The sequence below is a fragment of the Salinimicrobium sp. TIG7-5_MAKvit genome, assembly GCF_049569215.1.
GTDB lineage: Bacteria > Bacteroidota > Bacteroidia > Flavobacteriales > Flavobacteriaceae > Salinimicrobium > Salinimicrobium profundisediminis.
Map to the genome: position 1 here is coordinate 2,888,442 of NZ_CP145903.1, position 20,042 is coordinate 2,908,483.

Genomic DNA, 20,042 nt, shown 5'->3' on the forward strand with positions numbered 1-20,042 from the left:
CAGTATAATTCAGAAAAAATATTTAACAGAGTTTTGTTTAAAAAAATTATATTAAATTTAAACATAATAACTACTTTTGAATAAGTTAATTAGAGCAAGATGGCAAAGACAAAACAAATAAAAGAACAGGAAAAGGCAGTAACTCAAGACCGTATTATTGAATGGTATATGAACTACGTGCTCGAAAATGGAAAAGAGCCTGATACAGTTTACAAGTTCTCTAAAGATCATGAAATCTCTGAAGCAGAATTCTATAATTTCTTCGGAAGCTTTGAGGGTTTAAAAAGGGGAATTTGGAAGCGCTTTTTTGAGCATACACTCCAGGTGATGCAAAAGAGCCGGGAGTATGACTCCTTTTTTAACAGGGAAAAAATGCTCACCCTCTATTATACATTTTTTGAAATGCTCACTGCCAACCGCAGCTATGTGCTTTTCACTTTAAAACATGAAGATTCAATCCTCAAGAATGCCGAGCAGCTTAAAGGTTTGCGGCGGGAGCTGAAAAATTATACAGCAGCACTAATTCGCGAAGGCAACCAGGAACAGCGTTCCGGAATTTTGAAAAGATCGGAAGCTGTTTTTTCTGAAGCTGCCTGGGTACAGCTTGTATTTCTGCTGAAGTTTTGGATGGATGACAATTCCCCTCAATTTGAAAGCACCGATGTAGCAATTGAAAAATCGGTAAACACGGCTTTTGACCTGTTTGAGATCACTCCTCTGGAAAGAGCGCTTGACTTCGGAAAATTTCTTTGGAAAGAAAAAATGTCACGATGAGCATAAGAGTTCATTGGACGTTTACCCTCGGCAGGGATAACCCTACTATGCCTGCGTTGGGTTTTTAATATAGATATATGAAAACAATAGATAAAATTCCCACCGGAAAGATAAGTCGCACCGGTAAGATGGTACAAACCGGTATTAAGCTGGGTGGAAATTACCTTAAATACTACTCAAAAAAGGCATTAAACGGTGACCTCTCCAGAGATCAGCTCGACGAAAGCAATGCCGAGGATATTTACGATGGGCTAAAGAGCCTGAAGGGTAGCGCCCTTAAGGTTGCCCAAATGCTCTCTATGGAAAAGAGCCTTCTTCCCAATGCCTATGTAGAAAAGTTTAGCCTTGCCCAGTTTAGTGTGCCGCCACTTTCGGCGCCACTGGTGAGAAAGACCTTCAAAAAATATCACGGGCAGTACCCTGATGAGCTTTTTGATACTTTTTCTCTTGAATCGGTCAATGCCGCCAGTATTGGGCAGGTGCACAGGGCCACAAAAGACGGGAAAGACCTGGCCGTAAAGATCCAGTATCCCGGCGTGGCCGAGAGTATAAGTTCAGACCTGGCGCTGGTAAAGCCCATAGCTACAAAGATGTTTAACCTGCAGGGCAGGGGCTCAGAAAGGTATTTTAAAGAGGTGGAAGAGAAACTGCTCGAGGAGACAGATTATGTTTTGGAAGTAAAACAGAGCATCGAAATGTCTGAAGCCTGTAAGAACATCCCTCACCTCAGGTTTCCAAAATATTATGAAGACCTTTCCAGTGAGAAGATCATTACGATGGACTGGATGAATGGGGTGCATTTAAGCGAATTTGCTAAACAGAACACCAATAAGGAAACAGCAAATAAACTGGGGCAGGCCCTTTGGGATTTCTATATGTACCAGATGCATATCTTAAAAGCCGTACATGCCGATCCTCACCCCGGGAATTTCCTGGTGGATAAGGAAAATAATCTCATTGCAATCGACTTTGGTTGCATTAAGCGGGTGCCCGAGGATTTTTATAAACCGTATTTTGAACTTGCCGATAAGCAGAAGATCAATGATCCTCAATTCTTCAACGCTAAGCTTTTTGAGTTGGAAATTCTTCGGAAAGAAGATTCTCCCCGCGAAATTGAGTTCTTTTCAGATTTATTCTACCAGATGTTAAGCCTTTTTACCGCCCCTTTTCAGAAGGAAGAATTTGATTTTTCCGATGAAGGATTCTGGACATCAGTAACCAGCCTAAGCGAGAAGTACAGTAAAGATCAGGAATTAAGAAAAATGAATGGTAACAGGGGAAGCAAACACTTCCTGTATATCAACCGAACATTTTTTGGGCTCTACAATTTATTACACGATTTGGGAGCAACGGTTAGCATTAACAACTTCAAAAAATACTCCTGATTAAATAATGTTCTTTTTACTGGCCGGAAACCTAAAGTTTCCGGCTTTTTTATTTTCCTGTTATTGTTAATTTAAATTCCTTCATTTCTCTGTTAAAAAGATTAAAGTGCTTTAAATCAGTTGGTTTACACCTTAAATTGAGCTTTAAAAGAAAAAGAAGTTTAATTTAAAACAATGAATATGAAGACGATAAAAAGAATTCTTTTAGCAATGTGCACCATTTTTGGAACAGCAGTTTACGCCCAGGATTTTAGTTCTTTTGATGCAGATTACGATGGAAGGATAAATCAAACAGAATTTACAGAACGAAGCAGTGAAACTTACAATGATTGGGATGCCAACATGGACGGCAGCATTGACGACACCGAATTTTCTGAAAGGGCTTACCAGAGTTTTGATCTCAACAGCGATGATTTTATTGATGAGAATGAATGGGATGAAAGTCTCAATACCGGAATAGGAGCGTCTTTTGGAGAAGATGATTATGAGGTTTTTGACACAAATAGAGACGGAATGCTTGATGCCGATGAGTGGGATGAAGGGATGAACGATAATACCTGGTTTGAGAGTTATGACACAAATGAAGACGAGCTGATAGATAATGATGAGTGGAACATTTCTTCTTTTGAAGATTGGGATGTCAATGATGACGGATTTGTAGATGAAACCGAATTCAACGATTATGACGCCTTCAATAGAAGATAATGTCATAAAATAGTAAACAGAAAAAGGCTGTCTAAAAATCCCCTTTTTGACCCCTCTGAATTTGTTCAGGAGGACAATCAGGATTTCAAGACAGCCTTTTTTATGGTGTTAATTCCCGGGATTTAATTCTGTAAAACAGGAGATTGCTGCTCAATCTTCCCTTCCAGTTGGTCTTTGTTCTTTACATATTTTTCAAGCCATTGATCCCACCAAGGTGCATTTCTTCTTCACTAAGCTCGGCTATAGATTTGAACTGATCTCGATACAGGAAAACAATTCTTTTTGCGTCACTGTCTATGAGGGTAGAAGGAGCCAGTGGTACATCTACAAGTTCCAGGATCTCCTGTGGCGGTTTTTGGTAGGTGAGGTTCTCTTGCGCCAGGGTTGCTCCCGTAAAGCAAATGATGGCAATGAAGTTCAAAATAAATCTTTTCATGGTAATAAATTGAATTTAGGTTGAAGATCACTGCACTGTCATAATGTTAATCTTTCTTATATTGCGCAGCAACTTTTTATTAATTGCTAAATTTAATAGAAATAAATTATCAAAGCCTAAAAATATATACATGTATCAGTCTAAAATAGCGGGTCTTGGATTCTTTGTGCCCGAAAATGTGGTAACTAACGAAGATTTGTCCAAAATGATGGACACCAATGATGAGTGGATACAGGAGCGTACGGGAATCAAAGAGCGGCGGCATATAAAGAAAGGAGATGGCAATTCTACTGCCGTGATGGGTGCGAAAGCTGCTAAAATCGCTATAGAACGCGCCGGGATCTCTAAAGATGACATTGAGCTCATCGTGTTTGCTACCCTGAGTCCAGATTATTATTTTCCAGGTGGTGGGGTGCAAATTCAGGAAATGCTGGATATAGACACTTGCCCGGCGCTGGATGTGAGAAACCAGTGTAGCGGATTCATCTACGGACTTTCAGTAGCCGATCAATACATCAAAACAGGGATGTACAAAAATGTACTGCTTATAGGGAGTGAGAACCACAGTGGCGGGCTCGATTTTTCTACCCGCGGGCGTGGCGTATCGGTGATATTTGGCGATGGGGCAGGAGCCGCAGTGCTTACCCGGAGCGACCATAACGGCCAGGGAGTGCTGTCTACGCATTTACATTCTGAAGGTAAACACGCCCTCGAACTTTCTTTGAAAGGGCCAAGTACCATGCATTGGGTTCCGCAGATCATTGAAGAGAATCCGCAGGGCGATGATATCATTTACTATCCTTACATGAACGGGCAGTTTGTTTTCAAAAATGCTGTAGTCCGTTTTTCTGAAGTAATTCAGGAAGGATTGCAGGCAAATGGCCTTGAGGTTAAAGATATAGACATGCTTATTCCGCACCAGGCTAATTTGCGTATTTCGCAATTCGTTCAGCAGAAGTTTAAGCTTAGCGATGAGCAGGTACACAACAACATTCAACGCTACGGAAATACCACGGCTGCATCTATACCTATTGCTTTGACCGAAGCCTGGGAGGAAGGAAAAATTAAAGAAGGTGATACTGTTGTGCTTGCCGCTTTTGGTAGTGGATTTACCTGGGCCAGTGCAGTGATTAAGTGGTAAAACTGAAGAACCAAGAGGCAAGAACCAGTACTTTTTTACAGGTGCCAAAAATGTCAAAAATCCGCAGCTTTTCAGGTGCGGATTTTTTTTGGCTAATTAAACAAGACATTAAAAAATTCCTCCACCACTGCTGGTGTTGTCGTCTCTTTGTTTTCTGTCAAGGGCTTTGTTTTTTCCACCTCCAAACCGGTACGAAAAGCCTAAGTATACCGTTTGAGAATCATTCCAGAAAGTTCCTTCCTGAGAGTAAGGCACATCAGATTGAAAACCGAATTCCTGGGTGTCAAAAATGTCATTTATGTTAAGGCTTATGGTGCCTTTATCGTTTAAAACATTATATCGGGCGCCGGCGTTTACAAACCAAAATTCTTTGGGGTTTATTTGTAGCAATTCGGTGCTGCTGCGGTACATTCCGAAGGTTTGCAGGCTCAGTTTTTTGGTAACATCAAAGCTCTGGCTTATGCGCAGGCTGTACATGCTGCTTTTTATCTCCCTGTAATCGGTTCCCACCACGCCTTTTTCGGTACTGCTGTACAGTTCAAAGCTGGGGTTAATGCTCCACCAGTTAAAGGGTTTGTACCTACCGCTAAGTTCAAAACCGTAGGCAGTATTGTCTTCCCAGTTTTGATAGGTAAGCAGTAATCGCGAGGGGTCTTGCGGATCAATTAACAGTGCCTGGTTGATCTCATCTTCAATAAGCCGGTAAAAAACTCCTGCAGTTAAACTCCCTTTTTTAAAGTTGTGGGTGTAGTTCATTTCTACGGAATTTGTGAACTGCGGGTCAAGCTCTGGGTTTCCTACCTGCGAGAGCCTTGGAGTGGCAAATTCCCTCACCGGGTTTACCTGATTAAGCCCCGGGCGGTCTACACGTCTCGAATAACTAAGCTGCAGCGTTTTCATCTCGTCAAAATTATAAGAGGCAAATGCTGAAGGGTACAGGGTCAAATAATCGGTTTCGTAGATCAAATCGCCGTTGAGTACCGCTTCTACTTCATACTGCTCCAGTCTTGCCCCCAACTGGTAAGACCATTTTTTGAAGGTTTGGCCAAAGGTGGCGTAAGTAGAGAGTATGTTGTTGTCGTAATCGTACAGTGTGTTCTCAAGATTAGGGCTGGTAGTGCGATAATCATTCCTGGTCCTTCTAAACCTTGCTTCAGCTCCAAGTTCAACTTTTGAGGTCTCTGAAAACGGATTCTCATAATCCAGGTTAAAAGTTGAATTAGACAGCTCTTCCCCGGTGTTGTCCCGGTAAGAGTCAAAATCACCTGCTCCTGTACCACTGTACATATATTTGGCAACATCAGTTTCATCGGTGATGCTGTGATCGGCTTCCAGGATGAGCTTATGGCCTTCAGCATTAAAATCATGGTTAAACACAAAATTGTAGGTCTGGGTGTGGTTTTCCCCGTCAAAAAGAAATTCCTGCAACAGGTTCCTTTCATCGTTTAACCCATAATCTAACCTCACGGTACCTACAGGAGAGCCGTTGTAGATATTCTGGTTGGTGTACACAGAAAAAGTATTGCGGTCATCCATGTAGTAATCCATCCCAAATTTGATGAGATAGGATTCCCTGTCGTTCAAAAAGCTAATATTTTCGGTATAATTCTGCGTGAAATTCTCCAGTCTTCCGTTGTTCTGGCTTTCGCCGCCATTGGTACCAAGATTGGTGAAGAAGTTCACTTTGCCGGTGCGGTAGTTCATGTTGAGCGAACCTGTATAGCGGGTGTACTCGCCCTGGGTGATGCCGGTGTTGAGGTTTCCGTTAAATCCGAGATTGGAGTTTTTATGCAGAATGATATTGATGATCCCACTCATGCCTTCAGGATTGTATTTTGCTGAAGGGTTGGTGATCAACTCAATGCTTTTGATGGAGGTACTGGGTATTTGTTTTAAAAGCTGCGCGGCGGGAATGTTAGTGGGTTTTCCGTCAACAAGTATCTTTACATTATCGTTGCCACGCATAGAGATATTCCCGTCCTGGTCTACAGCAAGACTGGGAATGTTGTTCATGATCTCGCTGGCCGAAGCTCCTGCTGTGGTAAGGTCTTTTCCCACATTTACCACCTTGCGGTCTATGCGCTGTTCAATGGTAGACCTTTCAGCCACCACTTCTACAGAGTCGAGTTGGGCCACTTCGGGTTCCAGGTAAATAGTTCCGAGGTTAAATTGCCGCTTCCCGTTGTTCACGTTCACCTCGCGGCTAAAGGCTTTAAAACCCATATATTGGATCTTGAAGAGATAAGTGCCGTCTTTCAGCTTTTCAATTTCAAAAGTTCCATCGGTAGAAGTCACTGCGCCGGTAACCATTTCTCCTTCGGGCGTGGTCACACTAATGGTAGCATAGGGGATGGGTTCTTTAAATACCTGGTCCATTACCTGCCCAATGATGGTACCAAGGTCTGTAGGATCGGAGATTGCTTCTGCGGAAAGGCTTCCGAAGCTAAAAATTAAAATAGCGATTAACTGTTTCATTGTTTGATTGATTTGATGATGGTTATTATTTAACCTAATACCTTGTATAACATAATGGAAAGACAAATGTTTTCCTGAAAAAGTATTCGGCTCTATTATAAAGACTGCTCAAAAAACGGTTTGTTACAAAGACTGCTGAATTTTTTTTCTGAAGCTTTTGCTGAAAATGAAAAAGCCCGTGCATTTTTTTATGCACGGGCTTGGCACCGGGGCATTTAGACACTAACCATCAATGTTTTATAAATGCCTTCAATGCGGGAAATATTTCTTACTTTAAAGACTACTAAATTTTAGTATTGTTACAGTAAAAAATAGAATGAAAACATGAAAAAGAAAACGCTTGTACTTGGTGCAACCACCAACCCGGGGAGGTATGCCAATATTGCAATTAACAGGCTCACGCAGAATCAGGTTCCCACTGTAGCCATTGGATTGCGGCAGGGAACGGTGGCCGGAGTGCCTATTGAAACTGAAAAAGTACCTTTTGAAGATATACATACTGTCACTTTATACCTGGGCCCGCCAAGGCAGGAAGAGTATTACGAATATATCGTTTCGCTTCAGCCTGAAAGGGTGATCTTTAATCCCGGCACCGAAAACCCGGAGTTCTTCAGAATTCTTCAAAAGAACGGCATTGAAGTAGAAGTGGCCTGTACCCTTATTTTACTTTCTACGAAGCAGTACTAACCCCAGGAATGTAAAGGCCCCATTCACAATGAGTAGTTCATAATTGAACACATAGCCGCCCAAATATTCTGAAGGTAGATTGCCAATAATAAAAGTGATGACCACCGAGAGAATGGACACGAGCCATACCCATTGGTCTTTCACCTGCATTTTTGTAAAAATTCCGAAGGTGAAAAGTCCTAATAAAGGGCCATAGGTATAGGTTGCAGCTGTAAGCAGCAGGTCAATAACATTGCTGTCAAGCAAATATTTAAAGGCAATGATTACTGCAATCATTAAAGCGCTAATACCTACATGTACCCACTGGCGCAATCCCTTTTGCTTAGAAAGTTCTTTCTTTTCAATATCGAGAAAATCTACGCAAAAACTTGTGGTGAGAGAGGTAAGGGCACTGTCGGCGCTCGAATATGCCGCGGCAATAAGCCCCAGGATAAAGATCACGGGCAGGGCCATTCCCATACTGCCGCTAAGGGCAATTTCAGGAAAAAGTAAATCGGTTTTTGCGCTGCCGTCCATTATGGGTACGGCAATATTGTTTTCTCCCGCATAGATAAAGAGCAAAGCACCAAGAAAGAGGAATAGCAGGTTAACCGGAACAAACACAAAACTGTACGAAAGCATGTTCTTTTGTGCATCCCTTAAATTCCGGCAGGTGAGGTTTTTTTGCATCATGTCCTGGTCAAGTCCCGTCATACAAATAGTGATGAACATTCCTCCAAAAAAGGCTTTCCAGAAGTAGTTCCGGTCCAGGATACTTTCAAAGAAAAAGGTTTTGGTGTAAGGCTCCAGTCTGGGGGCAGTAAAGAAATCGGTAAACTGCCAGTTGAGTTCTTCAGAAACAAAATAAATAGCTACAGCTACAGAGCCAAGCATAAAAAACGTTTGCAGGGTGTCTGTCCACACAATGGTTTTTATTCCTGCGCGTGCGGTGTAGAGCCAGATCAGTAAGATTGAGAGGGTAACTGTGACAAAGAACGGTACATCCCAGGCATCAAAAACAAAATACTGAAGTACTGTAGCCACTAAAAACAACCTGAAAGAAGCTCCTAAAACCCTTGATATAAAGAAGAAAAAAGCTCCTGTGCGATAACTTACATTTCCGAAACGCTGTTGGAGGTATTGATAAATAGAAGTAACGTTGAGCCTGTAATATATGGGCAAAAGGATAAATGTGATGACAAGGTAACCGGCAAGATATCCCAGCACCACCTGCATGTAACTAAACTGCGAATCGCGCACCCAGCCCGGCACCGAAATAAAAGTGACGCCCGAAAGTGACGCACCCACCATCCCAAAAGCTACTATATACCAGGGGGATTCTTTGTTGGCCTTGAAAAAGGTTTCGTTAGTGGCATTTTTTCCGGTGAAGTAGGAAATAAGAAGCAGTACCCCAAAATATGCGGCGATTACCAATAGGATTGTGATAGGTTCCATTCAGGATTTGATTCGGAGCAATTATGTTAGCCTTATTAATGTCTGCTAAACTATAAAAATTGTTTAAACTTCTCTCCTCAAAAATTGTAGTTTTGCAACATGGAATTTTCTTCAAAATTACTGGAAGGGGCTGTGAATGAAATGTCTCAGCTGCCCGGCATTGGCAGGCGTACGGCCCTGCGGCTCGTATTGCACCTTCTTAAACAACCCGAATCTCAAACGGTTGCATTGAGCAAGGCACTGGTAGACCTTAAGACTGAAGTAAAATTTTGCGCAAACTGCCATAACATTAGCGATACCGAACTCTGTGAGATTTGTGCAAACAAGAGCCGTCAGCATGAGGTAGTTTGTGTGGTAGAAGATATTCGGGATGTAATGGCGATTGAGAACACCAGCCAGTACCGCGGACTCTACCATGTCTTGGGTGGTAAGATCAACCCGATGGAAGGAGTTGGACCTTCACAGCTCACCATAAAATCTTTAGTGGAGAAAGCCAGGAAAGGGGAAATTAAAGAGGTGATCTTTGCCCTTAGCAGTACCCTTGAGGGAGATACTACCAACTTTTACATTTTTAAACAGCTTGAAGGGCTGGAAATCCAAACGAGCACTATTGCCCGCGGAATTTCGGTGGGAGATGAACTGGAATACGCCGATGAGGTCACCCTGGGGCGCAGTATCACCAACCGCATTCCGTTCGCAAATTCCCTGAAGCAATAAAACCTGATCAGTTATTTATCGGCTTCTGAATGACCTGATAAATTGCAGGAGTGTCAAAAATGGCATTTAGCTGTCTTCTTTTTTCATTCGTTCTTTAATATTGCCTTCCACCGTTGTGCCTTCTTTCATAGGTTCATAAATACTTCCTGTAGTGGGGGGCATAGGAGCAGCTTTTTCAACTTCGTATTCGGCGATTTTAGCCGAAGCCCGTTCCGTCCATTGAGGAAAGATCTGGTGAAAGAAGTTTGAAGCGCTGGCAATAGGCCCTACAGGCATTTTTATTTTAGGGTTCACACAGGCTTCAATAATTTTATCTATCACAGGTTGAGGTTCATCCATTGCAGCCATTCGGGGTTTGTGTCCGGTGTAATTGGCTGCGTGTTTCCACCACGGCGTATCTACAGCCCATGGCATTATAGTCGCGATTTTGATATTTTTTTTGCCGCTCAAATTGAGTTCTTCCGTAAGGGAGCGACCAAGGCTAAGTACAGCCGATTTTGTTGCGGCGTAGGTATTTTGAAGCGCCAGTGGTACTTCACTGTCTATAGACCCAACATTGATGAGAATCCCCCGGTCCCGTTCCACAAAATGTTTCATGGCTGCATGGGCACCGTACACCAGGCCTTTGAGGTTAACATCTATCAGCCGGGCGTGATCCTCAATCGGGATGTCCCAAAAATAACCCAGCGCACCTACTCCTACATTATTTACCCAGATATCAATACTGCCAGATTTCTCGAGGGCAGTATCGCGTAGCCTCTTAATATCGTCTACATTGCTCACATCACAGGTAACAGTCTTGAGTTTTCCGCCCTCGTTCATAACCTCTTCTTCAAGGCTTTTCAGAACTTCGGTTCTTCTTGCCGCTCCTACCACATTGGCGCCTAACTTGGCTAACTCTATGGCTGCACCGCGACCAAATCCGCTTGAAACGCCGGTGATCACTATTGTTTTTCCTCTTAATTCTTCTCTGTTTACGCTCATTGCTATACTTTTTATTTAAGGTAGAGATTTGAAAGGGAAGGAGTTAATAAGAAAAACCTAAAATGTACCCAATAAAAAGTGAAGGTGGCGTGGCTTATGTCTTACTCTGTGCGGATTTTCTTTCAAAAAAGAGGTTGGATTTTGCCATTTTTTGAACCATCAGCCTGGCAGATTTTTTCTTACTTCTGAAACTTCCGGTTTAGACTACTTTAAAAAACAAGCGTATCTTTTTCGAAACTAAGTAGTGAAAATTGTAATTTTACTGAGGAAACAGGCCATTTTTCAGAAGCAAAAAGACGCCTGTAAATTCTCGCTGCTGAATAATTATTATTAATTGAGGTAAATTTTTAGTAATTTCGCAGTCAATTTTAAGTAAAATATCTTCGAGATAAGAATATGGCAAAATTTGAACTAAAATTACCCAAGATGGGGGAGAGTGTTGCGGAAGCAACCATTACGAATTGGTTAAAAGAAGTTGGAGAGGCCATTGAAGCCGATGAGGCGGTTCTGGAAATTGCCACAGATAAGGTTGATAGTGAGGTGCCAAGTGAAGTAGACGGCGTGTTGGTTGAAAAGTTATTCAACGAAGATGATGTGGTACAGGTAGGGCAAACCATTGCTATTATTGAGACTGAAGGAGAAGAAGCGGCAGAGACCACCCCGGTGGCTGACCAGGAAGTGCCTTCACCCGAGATTGAAGAAGCCGTTGCCGCAGCCGAAGGCAGAGTGGAAGAGGCAAAAAATATTACTACTTCACATTATGCCGACAGTAACAGGTTCTACTCTCCGCTGGTAAAGAATATTGCGAAAGAAGAAGGGATCTCTTTTGACGAACTGGAAAAAATTCCAGGAAGCGGTAAAGAAGGAAGGGTCACCAAAAATGACATTTTAGACTATCTTGAAAATCGTTCTTCCCAACCCGCTGCACAACCGCAGCAAGGACAGCAAAAACCACAGCAGGCAGCTGCGCCGCAACCGGCCAAAACTCCGGTGAGCGTGAATGGTGAAGACGAGATCATCGAGATGTCCCGTATGGGTAAAATGATTGCGCACCACATGGTAGAAAGTGTGCAGACCTCTGCTCACGTGCAGTCTTTTATTGAGGTAGACGTGACCAACATCTGGAACTGGAGAAAGAAAAATAAAGATGCTTTTGAAAAGAGGGAAGGCGAGAAACTCACCTTTACCCCAATTTTTATGGAAGCTGTAGCCAAAGCGATTAAAGATTTCCCGTTGATCAATATATCTGTTGACGGAGACAAGATCATTAAACGCAAAAATATTAACCTGGGGATGGCAGCAGCACTTCCCGATGGTAACCTGATTGTGCCGGTGATCAAAAATGCCGATCAGCTCAACCTGGTGGGAATGGCCAGGGCCGTAAATGACCTTGCTAACCGTGCCCGTCTTAACAAACTGAAGCCAGATGATATCCAGGGAGGTACTTATACCGTAACAAACGTGGGTACCTTTGGAAGTGTAATGGGTACTCCAATTATTAATCAGCCGCAGGTGGCTATCCTCGCACTGGGGGCTATTAGAAAAGTACCGGCAGTGATAGAAACCCCCGAAGGGGATTTTATTGGCATTCGTTACAAGATGTTCCTTTCACACAGTTACGACCACCGCGTGGTGAACGGGGCTTTGGGTGGCCAATTTGTACAAAGAGTGGCCCAGTACCTTGAAAAATTTGACAAGAACAGAGACCTGTAACACAGGTGTCTAAAATGATAAAAAGCCATAGCCTTTTGGGTTGTGGCTTTCTTTTTTTTTATTGTTTCCCGCTAAAGTTTCGGGAAATATTATCTTTACCAAAACTACAAACTATGGAGTTGAAGCTGAATAAGCCTCTGTGTTTTTTTGATCTTGAAGCCACGGGTACCAATGTTGCCAAAGACAGGATTGTGGAGATCTCAATTTTAAAGATCTTTCCAAACGGAAACCGCGAAAGCAAAACCTGGCTGGTAAACCCCACTGTACCAATCTCAAAAGATGTGGTGGCCGTGCACGGTATTACTAATGAGAAAGTGGCCAACGAACCCACTTTTAAAGAACTTGCCCCCGTTGTTTATGAAATGATTAAAGGCTGTGACCTTGCAGGTTACAACTCAAATCGTTACGATATCCCGCTTTTGGCTGAAGAAATGCTGCGCGCCGGGGTTGATTTTGATATGAAGAACGCCCTGTCTGTAGACGTGCAGACCATCTTTCATAAAATGGAACAGCGCACGCTTTCTGCTGCCTATAAATTCTACTGCGGAAAAGAGCTTGAAGGCGCTCACGGGGCCGAAGTTGATACGATGGCGACCTATGAAGTCCTTAAATCTCAGCTTGATAAATATGAGGATGAATTGCAGAATGATGTAAAGTGGCTTTCTTCGTTCACCTCCAGAAAAGAGTGTGCAGATATTGCCGGCCTCATTGTTTTTGACAAGAAAGGCCGCGAGGTGTTTAGCTTCGGAAAACACAAAGGAAAATCTGTTGAAGATATTCTTGACCAGGAACCGGGCTATTTCGGGTGGTTTCAAAATGCCGATTTCCCGTTGTACACCAAGAAAGTGCTTACTGCAATCAAATTGCGAAAACTAAATACCAAGCTTAAGTAAATCTTTAGTCTTATGAAGATCATCTGTATAGGCCGAAATTATACCGATCATATTGCCGAACTTCAGAATGAAAGGCCCACTGAACCGGTAATCTTTCTAAAACCCGATTCGGCTGTGCTTCTTAAAAAGCAGCCATTTTTTATTCCGCCGTTTTCAGATGATATCCATTACGAAGTGGAGTTGCTGGTGAGAATTAATAAGATCGGAAAGCATATTCAGAAGAAATTTGCCCACAAATACTATGATGAAGTTGGGTTGGGTATAGATTTTACGGCCAGGGATCTTCAGAAGAAATTAAAGGAAAAAGGATTGCCGTGGGAAAAGGCCAAAGGCTTTGACGGATCGGCAGTTATAGGGGAGAAATGGCTTCCGAAATCTGATTTTGATAATATCAATGATGTAGGTTTTGGGCTTCAGAAAAACGGCGAAATCGTACAACAAGGAAGAACTTCCCATATGTTGTGGAAAATTGACGAAATAATTGAATATATTTCACAGTATTTTACGCTCAAGATAGGGGATGTGATCTTTACCGGAACACCTGCAGGGGTAGGACGGGTAGAAATTAATGATGAGTTGAGCGGATTTATTGAAGACCAACAAATATTTTCAATACAGGTAAAATGAGGAACTACAATTTAGAGAGTGTAGAAGAAATGGCCGATGGCGACCAGGATTTCGTCAAGGTGGTTGTACAGACTTTCCTGGAAGAAATTCCGCCAGATCTTGAAGGGATGAATCAGGCGGTGACGCAAGATAATCCGCAGCAGGCTTATCAGTACGCACACAAGATGAAACCAAACTTCCAGATGTTCGGGCTTGGCTTAATGCCACAGATCAAGATTTTAGAGAGCTGGGCAAAAGCCGGTGAGAACAAGGAGGAGGTGCATGAGGCTGCCCGTATCATCACAGCAAAATACAAAAAAGCCGAAGCAGAACTCAAGGAAGATTTTGATTTTTAATGACTGCGGAGATTATCACTATAGGAGATGAGATCCTTATTGGGCAAATTGTGGATTCCAATTCCGCTTTTATAGCCCGGGAACTCAATCTTATTGGAATTTCGGTATACCAGATCACCTCTGTTCAGGATGAGCAGGAGCATATTCTTGCCGCCCTGCAAGATGCCTCAAAAAGGGCAAATGTGGTGATCATTACAGGAGGGTTGGGACCTACCAAAGACGATGTCACCAAATACACTTTTGCGAAATATTTTGATGATGAGTTGGTACTCAATGAAAAAGTACTTGCCCATATCGAAGAACTTTTTTCAAAGTACAAGAAAACTCCTATTTCCGACCTTAACCGGGAGCAGGCATTACTGCCTTCAAAAAGTATTGCCCTGCACAATAAGTACGGCACAGCAGCAGGCATGTGGATGGAAAAGGATAAAATAGTCTATATCTCTCTTCCCGGAGTACCTTACGAGATGAAAAACCTTATGGAAGTGGAGGTGATTCCGCGCTTAAGGGAAAAATTTCACCGTCCTTTTATTTATCACAAAACCATACTCACCAGGGGAGAGGGCGAAAGTGCTATAGCAAATAAACTTGCAGCCTGGGAAGATCGCCTTCCAAAGCATATCAAGCTGGCTTACCTGCCCGATCTTGGCAGTGTGCGGCTCAGACTTTCGGGTAAAGGAGATCATGAAGAAGAGCTGATACATTCCGTAGAAAAAGAAGTGGAAGGCCTTTATGAGCTGCTGGGCGATATTATTGCCGACGAGCAGGAAGAGGATGAAAAGATCGCGGTTCAAATAAGCAAACTGCTTACTGATAAAAAGAAATTCCTGTCGGCAGCCGAAAGTTGCACAGGGGGAGCCCTTGCAGCCGAATTCACCACCCATCCCGGTGCCTCGTCCTGTTTTAAAGGCGGTATAGTCTCTTATGCTACACAGGCAAAGAGTGAGGTGCTACACGTGCGCGGGGAACTTATCGAAAAATATAGTGTGGTGAGTGCCGAGGTGGCTGAGGCTATGGCCAGGAACGCCAAAAAGATGTTCAAAACCGATTACGCCATATCTACCACCGGAAATGCCGGACCTACCAAGGGAGACAGTGATGCCGAAGTCGGTACTGTTTATATAGGGCTCGCAACCCCAGAAAAAGTGTATTCCAAAAAGTTCATTTTCGGGAACAGTAGAGACCAGGTGGTAAAGCAAACCGTGCAGAAAGCCTATGAAATGATCCTGAAGGAAATCACAGGAGAAGTTAGAAATTAGAATGTTGATTTACGAAGTAGGGGTTTAGAAAACTGCAGATGGTCTTTTTTTGGCCACGAATACACGAATATTTCTGGTTTTTCTGAATTAAAAATGATGCTAACCTGCAAGGTCTTTTTTTGACCTTGTAGGTTTTGTTTTAAGTAATTATATCTTTTAGTGTGCAAAGATCATTTTGATCACAGTTGATCGGCACGGATTACAAATCCGCACCATCGTAATTCCAAAGCTGCCACAAATACACGAATAGTTCTTGTTTTTCTGAATTAAAAATGATGCTAACCTGCAAGGTCTTTTTTTGACCATGTAGGTTTTTTAAAAAAAATATATCCTTTAGTGTTCAAAGATCATTTTGATCACAGTTGCTCGTCACGGATTACAAATCAGCGCCATCGTGATTCTAAAGCTGCCATGAATACACGAATAGTTTTCTTTCACTCTGTAGACAGCGATCTTGTGCGGACACAACAAAATGTCCCGTTAGGGACAACATATGGGTAAAAAGAAGGTAGAATGGAAGCATCGTCCCGTTAGGGACGAAATATGGGTGCTGTGACTACATCCTGCGCGCTGCGCACCATTTCCGACCCAACCCTTCCTGCTCATTGTTAATTGAAAGAGCTGTCACAGATGCAATAATTTTAATCGACACGGATTACAAATCCGCGCCATCGTGATTCTAAACCTGCCACGAATTCACGAATATTTCTTTTTTTTTCTGAATTAAAAATGATGCTAACCTGCAAGGTCTTTTTTGACCTTGTAGGTTTTTTTTAAGTAATTATATCCTTTAGTGTTCTAAGATTTTTTTTGTCACAGTTGCTCGTCACGGATTACAAATCCGCGCCATCCGCGTCGGGGAAAGATCATTTTCAGTAAATTTGGAGGTAAATTTCTGGCTTAGGCAGTTCTTCAGCAGGAGGTCTTCCGAAGAAAGTAAAACGGATCTTTGACAGAAGTTCCAAAAATGCCATTTTTGACAGATATTTCGGGAGTTGACGTAAAAAAGAAACTTCAGAAAAAATATTTTCATCTGCTATTGGCTATTAGGTAAAAAAATCGTTAATTTGCAGCCTGTTTTGAAATAACGAGTTAAAGTATAGAGCAATGTCAAGAGTTTGTGAACTTACAGGTAAGAAAGCAATGGTAGGAAACAATGTTTCCCACGCGATGAACAAGACAAAACGTAAATTTGACGCCAATTTGGTTAAAAAACGTTTTTTTATCCCTGAAGAAGATAAATGGATCACTTTAAAAGTGTCTACTTCTGCTATTAAAAATATTAATAAGAAGGGAATTTCGGCTGTAATCAAAGAAGCAAGGGAAAAGGGTTTTTTAAACAAGTAATCCTTAACATTTAAGACGCAGTAAAATGGCAAAGAAAGGTAACAGAGTTCAGGTTATATTAGAGTGTACAGAGCATAAAGCTTCTGGAAAACCAGGAACCTCAAGATATATTACAACAAAAAATAAAAAGAACACGCCAGATAGAATGGAGTTGAAGAAATTCAACCCTATCCTAAAGAAGATGACGGTTCATAAAGAAATAAAATAAGTAAGTCATGGCAAAGAAATCAGTAGCAACATTACAAACGGGTTCAAAGAGATTAACTAAAGCCATTAAAATGGTAAAGTCTCCAAAGAGCGGTTCCTATACATTTGTGGAAGCTATTATGGCTCCTGAAATGGTAAATGACTTCCTGAACAAGAAATAAGTTATTTTCAAAATATACAAAAGCCGTCCCGGTAGCTATCGGGACGGCTTTTTGTTTTTGTGTATATTTACCACGGCTACCTTTTTATAAGTAGAGCCAATTGTTCAAATAAAGATTAGACCATACAATGAGTTTATTTAAGAAAATGTTCTCCCGGGAGAAGAAAGAAACCCTTGATAAAGGACTCGAAAAATCAAAAAATGATTTCTTTTCCAAGCTGGGTAAAGCTGTGGCCGGTAAATCTAAAGTTGATGACGAGGTACTCGATGACCTCGAAGATGTATTGGTGAGCAGTGACGTTGGGGTAGGTACTACCGTAAAGATCATTAAACGTATAGAAGAAAGAGTGGCCCGCGACAGGTTCCTTGGTACCGAAGAACTTAACAGGATACTAAGGGAAGAGATCGCCGCGCTCTTATCTGAAACCAATTCGGGAGAAGCTACCAACTTTCACGTACCTGCCGATACCAAACCTTATGTGATCATGGTGGTTGGCGTGAATGGTGTGGGTAAGACTACCACTATCGGGAAACTTGCCTACCAATTTCAAAAAGAAGGAAAAAAAGTAGTGCTTGGTGCAGCCGATACCTTCCGTGCGGCCGCTATAGACCAGTTACAGGTGTGGGCCGACAGGGTTGGGGTGCCTATTGTAAAGCAAAGTATGGGCAGTGACCCGGCTTCGGTGGCTTTTGATTCGGTGCAGAGCGCTGTAAAACAGCAGGCCGATGTGGTGATCATCGATACCGCAGGCCGTCTTCATAACAAGGTGAACCTCATGAACGAGCTCACTAAGGTGAAAAGGGTAATGCAAAAGGTGGTAGACAATGCACCGCATGAAGTGCTGTTGGTACTCGATGGCTCTACCGGGCAAAACGCCTTTGAGCAGGCCAAACAATTTACTGCAGCTACCGAGGTGACCTCGCTGGCGGTAACCAAACTTGACGGTACCGCAAAAGGTGGTGTGGTGATAGGTATTAGTGACCAGTTTCAAATTCCGGTGAAGTATATCGGGGTAGGAGAGGGCATAGAAGACCTGCAGGTTTTCAATAAATTTGAGTTTGTAGATTCTTTCTTTAAAAAGTAAAACTGCGCTTATGAAGCAGATCCTCTTTCTTTGTTTGCTCCCGCTGTGTCTTTTGTCATGTGGCGTAAAAAAGGCCGAAGATACCGCGGTTAAACAACCTGTGGTGTGGCAGCCGATTGATGAGACTGCCCGGCTTGAAGAGCAGGCCTCTCATGAGATAGAAAGAATGAGGTTTAAGCTTATCAATTCAAAATACCTGGACAAGAATGATATCTGGAAGCCTTTTGAAAAAGATCTTGCCGGTTTCTCAGCCAGGAAGTACGAGTCTTTAAAGCAGCTTATTTTCGAAAGAAGCATCCCCGAGCTGCAAAGCGCGGTAAAGAATGGCCGCCTTAGCTATGAGGATCTTACGCTGTTCTACATTTATCGCATCAGGGAACTGGAGAGCAACAATGATATTTCATTAAATGCGGTGATCGCTTTGAATCCTAATGTGGTGAACCAGGCGAGGGAACTCGATAAAAGAGATATTCCGCCCGGCAGTGAGAACTCCATTTATGGCATGCCCGTGCTTATAAAAGACAACATCAACACCGCCAATCTCGCCACTACCGGCGGGGCCATTGCCCTGGCCGAAAATATACCTGCCAAAAATGCCTTTATTATAGATCGTTTAGAGGAGCATAATGCGCTCATTTTAGGAAAGGCGAACCTCAGTGAATGGGCTTACTATTTTTGTGATGGCTGCCCTTTGGGTTATAGTGCCGTGGGTGGACAAACTCTAAATCCCTACGGAAGGAAACAATTTGAAACCGGCGGCTCCAGCTCCGGAAGTGGTGTTGCCGTTGCCGCAAATTATGCTGTGGCTGCCGTGGGTACCGAAACTGCAGGTTCTATCCTGTCTCCCGCTTCCAAGAATTCGGTGGTAGGTTTAAAACCGACCGTCGGGTTACTGAGTCGCAGTGGCATCATTCCAATTTCGGAAACGCTCGATACGCCCGGACCAATGACAAAATATGTTATAGACAATGCCATTTTGCTCAACGCCCTTACCGGAAAAGATCCAAAAGACGCAGCATCAGTCGCGGCAGATGAAGATTACGCACAGGGTCTTTCCCGCGATGCTTTAAACGGAAAAAGGATAGGCGTAATGAAATCCCTGATGCAGGATTCCATTTACAACAAGGCCGTGCAAACCATGAAAGAAGGCGGGGCTGTGATAGTGGAGTTTGAAGCCGAAGAAGTGCCATTAGACAATTTTCTCACCCTGTTAAACGCCGATATGAAGAAAGATCTTCCAGCCTATTTAAGTACCGCTGCGGGAGAGCAGGTGCAATTTAGAAGTGTAGATGAGATCGTGGCCTATAATAAAGAAGACAGCCTGCTAAGGGCGCCTTACGGGCAGCAGCTTTTTGAGGCTATTGTGGCCGATACTACCAGCGCTGCCAGTCTTAAAAATATCTCTGCACAGCTGCGCGATAAAGGAAGAAGCTTTTTTGATGTGCCCATGCAAATGCACAATCTTGACGCCGTGGCGTCAATAAACAATTATCACGCGGCCCATGCAGCCGTGGCTAAATATCCGGCGCTGGCCATTCCTGCGGGTTTTGAGGCCTCAGGAGAGCCTAAGAGCATAACGCTTATCGCCAAACCTTTTGAAGAACAAAAGCTTTTAAACATGGGCTATGCTTTTGAGCAGCTAAGTTATGCCCGCAAGCCCCCAAAGAATTACAGGTAA

At 42.8% G+C, this 20,042-nt stretch carries 20 protein-coding genes; 16 read left to right on the plus strand and 4 right to left on the minus strand.

The window, feature by feature from the left end; translation table 11 throughout:
- Nucleotides 1-99: 99 nt before the first annotated feature.
- The 3 genes from V5739_RS13030 (at nucleotide 100) to V5739_RS13040 (ending at nucleotide 2,864) form a co-directional block, all read left to right on the plus strand.
- Nucleotides 100-774, plus strand: a complete 675-nt coding sequence (locus V5739_RS13030; protein ID WP_423818511.1) for a TetR/AcrR family transcriptional regulator — start codon at nucleotides 100-102, stop codon at nucleotides 772-774.
- A gap of 77 nt (nucleotides 775-851) precedes the next feature.
- On the plus strand, nucleotides 852-2,159 hold the full coding sequence (locus tag V5739_RS13035; protein ID WP_423818512.1) for an ABC1 kinase family protein: 1,308 nt from the start codon (nucleotides 852-854) through the stop codon (nucleotides 2,157-2,159).
- 180 nt (nucleotides 2,160-2,339) lie between these two features.
- Entirely contained in the window at nucleotides 2,340-2,864 is a 525-nt protein-coding gene (locus V5739_RS13040; protein WP_423818513.1) for a hypothetical protein, read from the plus strand.
- Between the two features lie 181 nt (nucleotides 2,865-3,045).
- Here V5739_RS13040 and V5739_RS13045 read toward each other — a convergent pair whose 3' ends face one another.
- On the minus strand, nucleotides 3,046-3,300 hold the full coding sequence (locus tag V5739_RS13045) for a hypothetical protein (protein ID WP_423818514.1): 255 nt from the start codon (nucleotides 3,298-3,300) through the stop codon (nucleotides 3,046-3,048).
- A 130-nt stretch (nucleotides 3,301-3,430) separates the two neighbouring features.
- Here V5739_RS13045 and V5739_RS13050 point away from each other — a divergent pair, with 130 nt between their 5' ends.
- Nucleotides 3,431-4,441, plus strand: coding sequence for a 3-oxoacyl-ACP synthase III family protein (locus V5739_RS13050; protein WP_423818515.1), 1,011 nt, complete (start codon nucleotides 3,431-3,433; stop codon nucleotides 4,439-4,441).
- Nucleotides 4,442-4,549: 108 nt separating this feature from the next.
- Here V5739_RS13050 and V5739_RS13055 read toward each other — a convergent pair whose 3' ends face one another.
- Nucleotides 4,550-6,916: a TonB-dependent receptor domain-containing protein gene (locus V5739_RS13055; protein WP_423818516.1), complete on the minus strand. Its 2,367-nt coding sequence runs from the start codon at nucleotides 6,914-6,916 to the stop codon at nucleotides 4,550-4,552.
- A gap of 324 nt (nucleotides 6,917-7,240) precedes the next feature.
- Between V5739_RS13055 and V5739_RS13060 the strand changes: the two genes are divergently transcribed.
- Nucleotides 7,241-7,603 (plus strand): CoA-binding protein, encoded by a 363-nt coding sequence (locus tag V5739_RS13060; RefSeq protein WP_423818517.1) that lies wholly within the window; start codon nucleotides 7,241-7,243, stop codon nucleotides 7,601-7,603.
- On the opposite strand, the gene V5739_RS13065 is transcribed toward V5739_RS13060, so the two are convergent.
- Nucleotides 7,580-9,037 (minus strand): sodium:solute symporter, encoded by a 1,458-nt coding sequence (locus tag V5739_RS13065; protein ID WP_423818518.1) that lies wholly within the window; start codon nucleotides 9,035-9,037, stop codon nucleotides 7,580-7,582. The genes V5739_RS13060 and V5739_RS13065 overlap by 24 nt on opposite strands.
- A 99-nt stretch (nucleotides 9,038-9,136) precedes the next feature.
- On the opposite strand from V5739_RS13065, the gene recR reads away from it, so the two are divergent.
- Nucleotides 9,137-9,754: a recombination mediator RecR gene (recR, locus tag V5739_RS13070; protein ID WP_423818519.1), complete on the plus strand. Its 618-nt coding sequence runs from the start codon at nucleotides 9,137-9,139 to the stop codon at nucleotides 9,752-9,754.
- A gap of 66 nt (nucleotides 9,755-9,820) precedes the next feature.
- Here the strand turns inward: recR and V5739_RS13075 are convergent, their stop codons facing one another.
- Nucleotides 9,821-10,738 (minus strand): SDR family NAD(P)-dependent oxidoreductase, encoded by a 918-nt coding sequence (locus V5739_RS13075; RefSeq protein ID WP_423818520.1) that lies wholly within the window; start codon nucleotides 10,736-10,738, stop codon nucleotides 9,821-9,823.
- Between the two features lie 396 nt (nucleotides 10,739-11,134).
- Between V5739_RS13075 and V5739_RS13080 the strand changes: the two genes are divergently transcribed.
- The 10 genes from V5739_RS13080 (at nucleotide 11,135) to V5739_RS13125 (ending at nucleotide 20,042) form a co-directional block, all read left to right on the plus strand.
- Nucleotides 11,135-12,451, plus strand: a complete 1,317-nt coding sequence (locus V5739_RS13080; RefSeq protein ID WP_423818521.1) for a dihydrolipoamide acetyltransferase family protein — start codon at nucleotides 11,135-11,137, stop codon at nucleotides 12,449-12,451.
- A gap of 113 nt (nucleotides 12,452-12,564) precedes the next feature.
- Complete coding sequence (locus tag V5739_RS13085) at nucleotides 12,565-13,344, plus strand: 3'-5' exonuclease (protein ID WP_266068788.1); 780 nt, start codon at nucleotides 12,565-12,567, stop codon at nucleotides 13,342-13,344.
- Nucleotides 13,345-13,356: 12 nt separating this feature from the next.
- Complete coding sequence (locus V5739_RS13090; protein ID WP_423818522.1) at nucleotides 13,357-13,971, plus strand: fumarylacetoacetate hydrolase family protein; 615 nt, start codon at nucleotides 13,357-13,359, stop codon at nucleotides 13,969-13,971.
- A complete protein-coding gene (locus tag V5739_RS13095) occupies nucleotides 13,968-14,306 on the plus strand; it encodes an Hpt domain-containing protein (RefSeq protein WP_266068790.1) in 339 nt (112 codons plus the stop codon). Before V5739_RS13090 ends, V5739_RS13095 begins: the two co-directional genes overlap by 4 nt.
- Nucleotides 14,306-15,565 (plus strand): competence/damage-inducible protein A, encoded by a 1,260-nt coding sequence (locus tag V5739_RS13100; protein ID WP_423818523.1) that lies wholly within the window; start codon nucleotides 14,306-14,308, stop codon nucleotides 15,563-15,565. Before V5739_RS13095 ends, V5739_RS13100 begins: the two co-directional genes overlap by 1 nt.
- 1,107 nt (nucleotides 15,566-16,672) lie before the next feature.
- Entirely contained in the window at nucleotides 16,673-16,912 is a 240-nt protein-coding gene (rpmB, locus tag V5739_RS13105; RefSeq protein WP_265163121.1) for a 50S ribosomal protein L28, read from the plus strand.
- Between the two features lie 25 nt (nucleotides 16,913-16,937).
- Nucleotides 16,938-17,120, plus strand: coding sequence for a 50S ribosomal protein L33 (gene rpmG, locus V5739_RS13110; RefSeq protein WP_093113661.1), 183 nt, complete (start codon nucleotides 16,938-16,940; stop codon nucleotides 17,118-17,120).
- 7 nt (nucleotides 17,121-17,127) lie between these two features.
- Nucleotides 17,128-17,280, plus strand: a complete 153-nt coding sequence (locus V5739_RS13115; RefSeq protein ID WP_266068792.1) for a DUF4295 domain-containing protein — start codon at nucleotides 17,128-17,130, stop codon at nucleotides 17,278-17,280.
- Nucleotides 17,281-17,407: 127 nt separating this feature from the next.
- Nucleotides 17,408-18,364: a signal recognition particle-docking protein FtsY gene (gene ftsY / locus V5739_RS13120; RefSeq protein WP_266068793.1), complete on the plus strand. Its 957-nt coding sequence runs from the start codon at nucleotides 17,408-17,410 to the stop codon at nucleotides 18,362-18,364.
- A 10-nt stretch (nucleotides 18,365-18,374) separates the two neighbouring features.
- The gene (locus V5739_RS13125; protein WP_423818524.1) at nucleotides 18,375-20,042 is read left to right on the plus strand and encodes an amidase family protein; all 1,668 of its coding nucleotides are present in this window, start codon (nucleotides 18,375-18,377) and stop codon (nucleotides 20,040-20,042) included.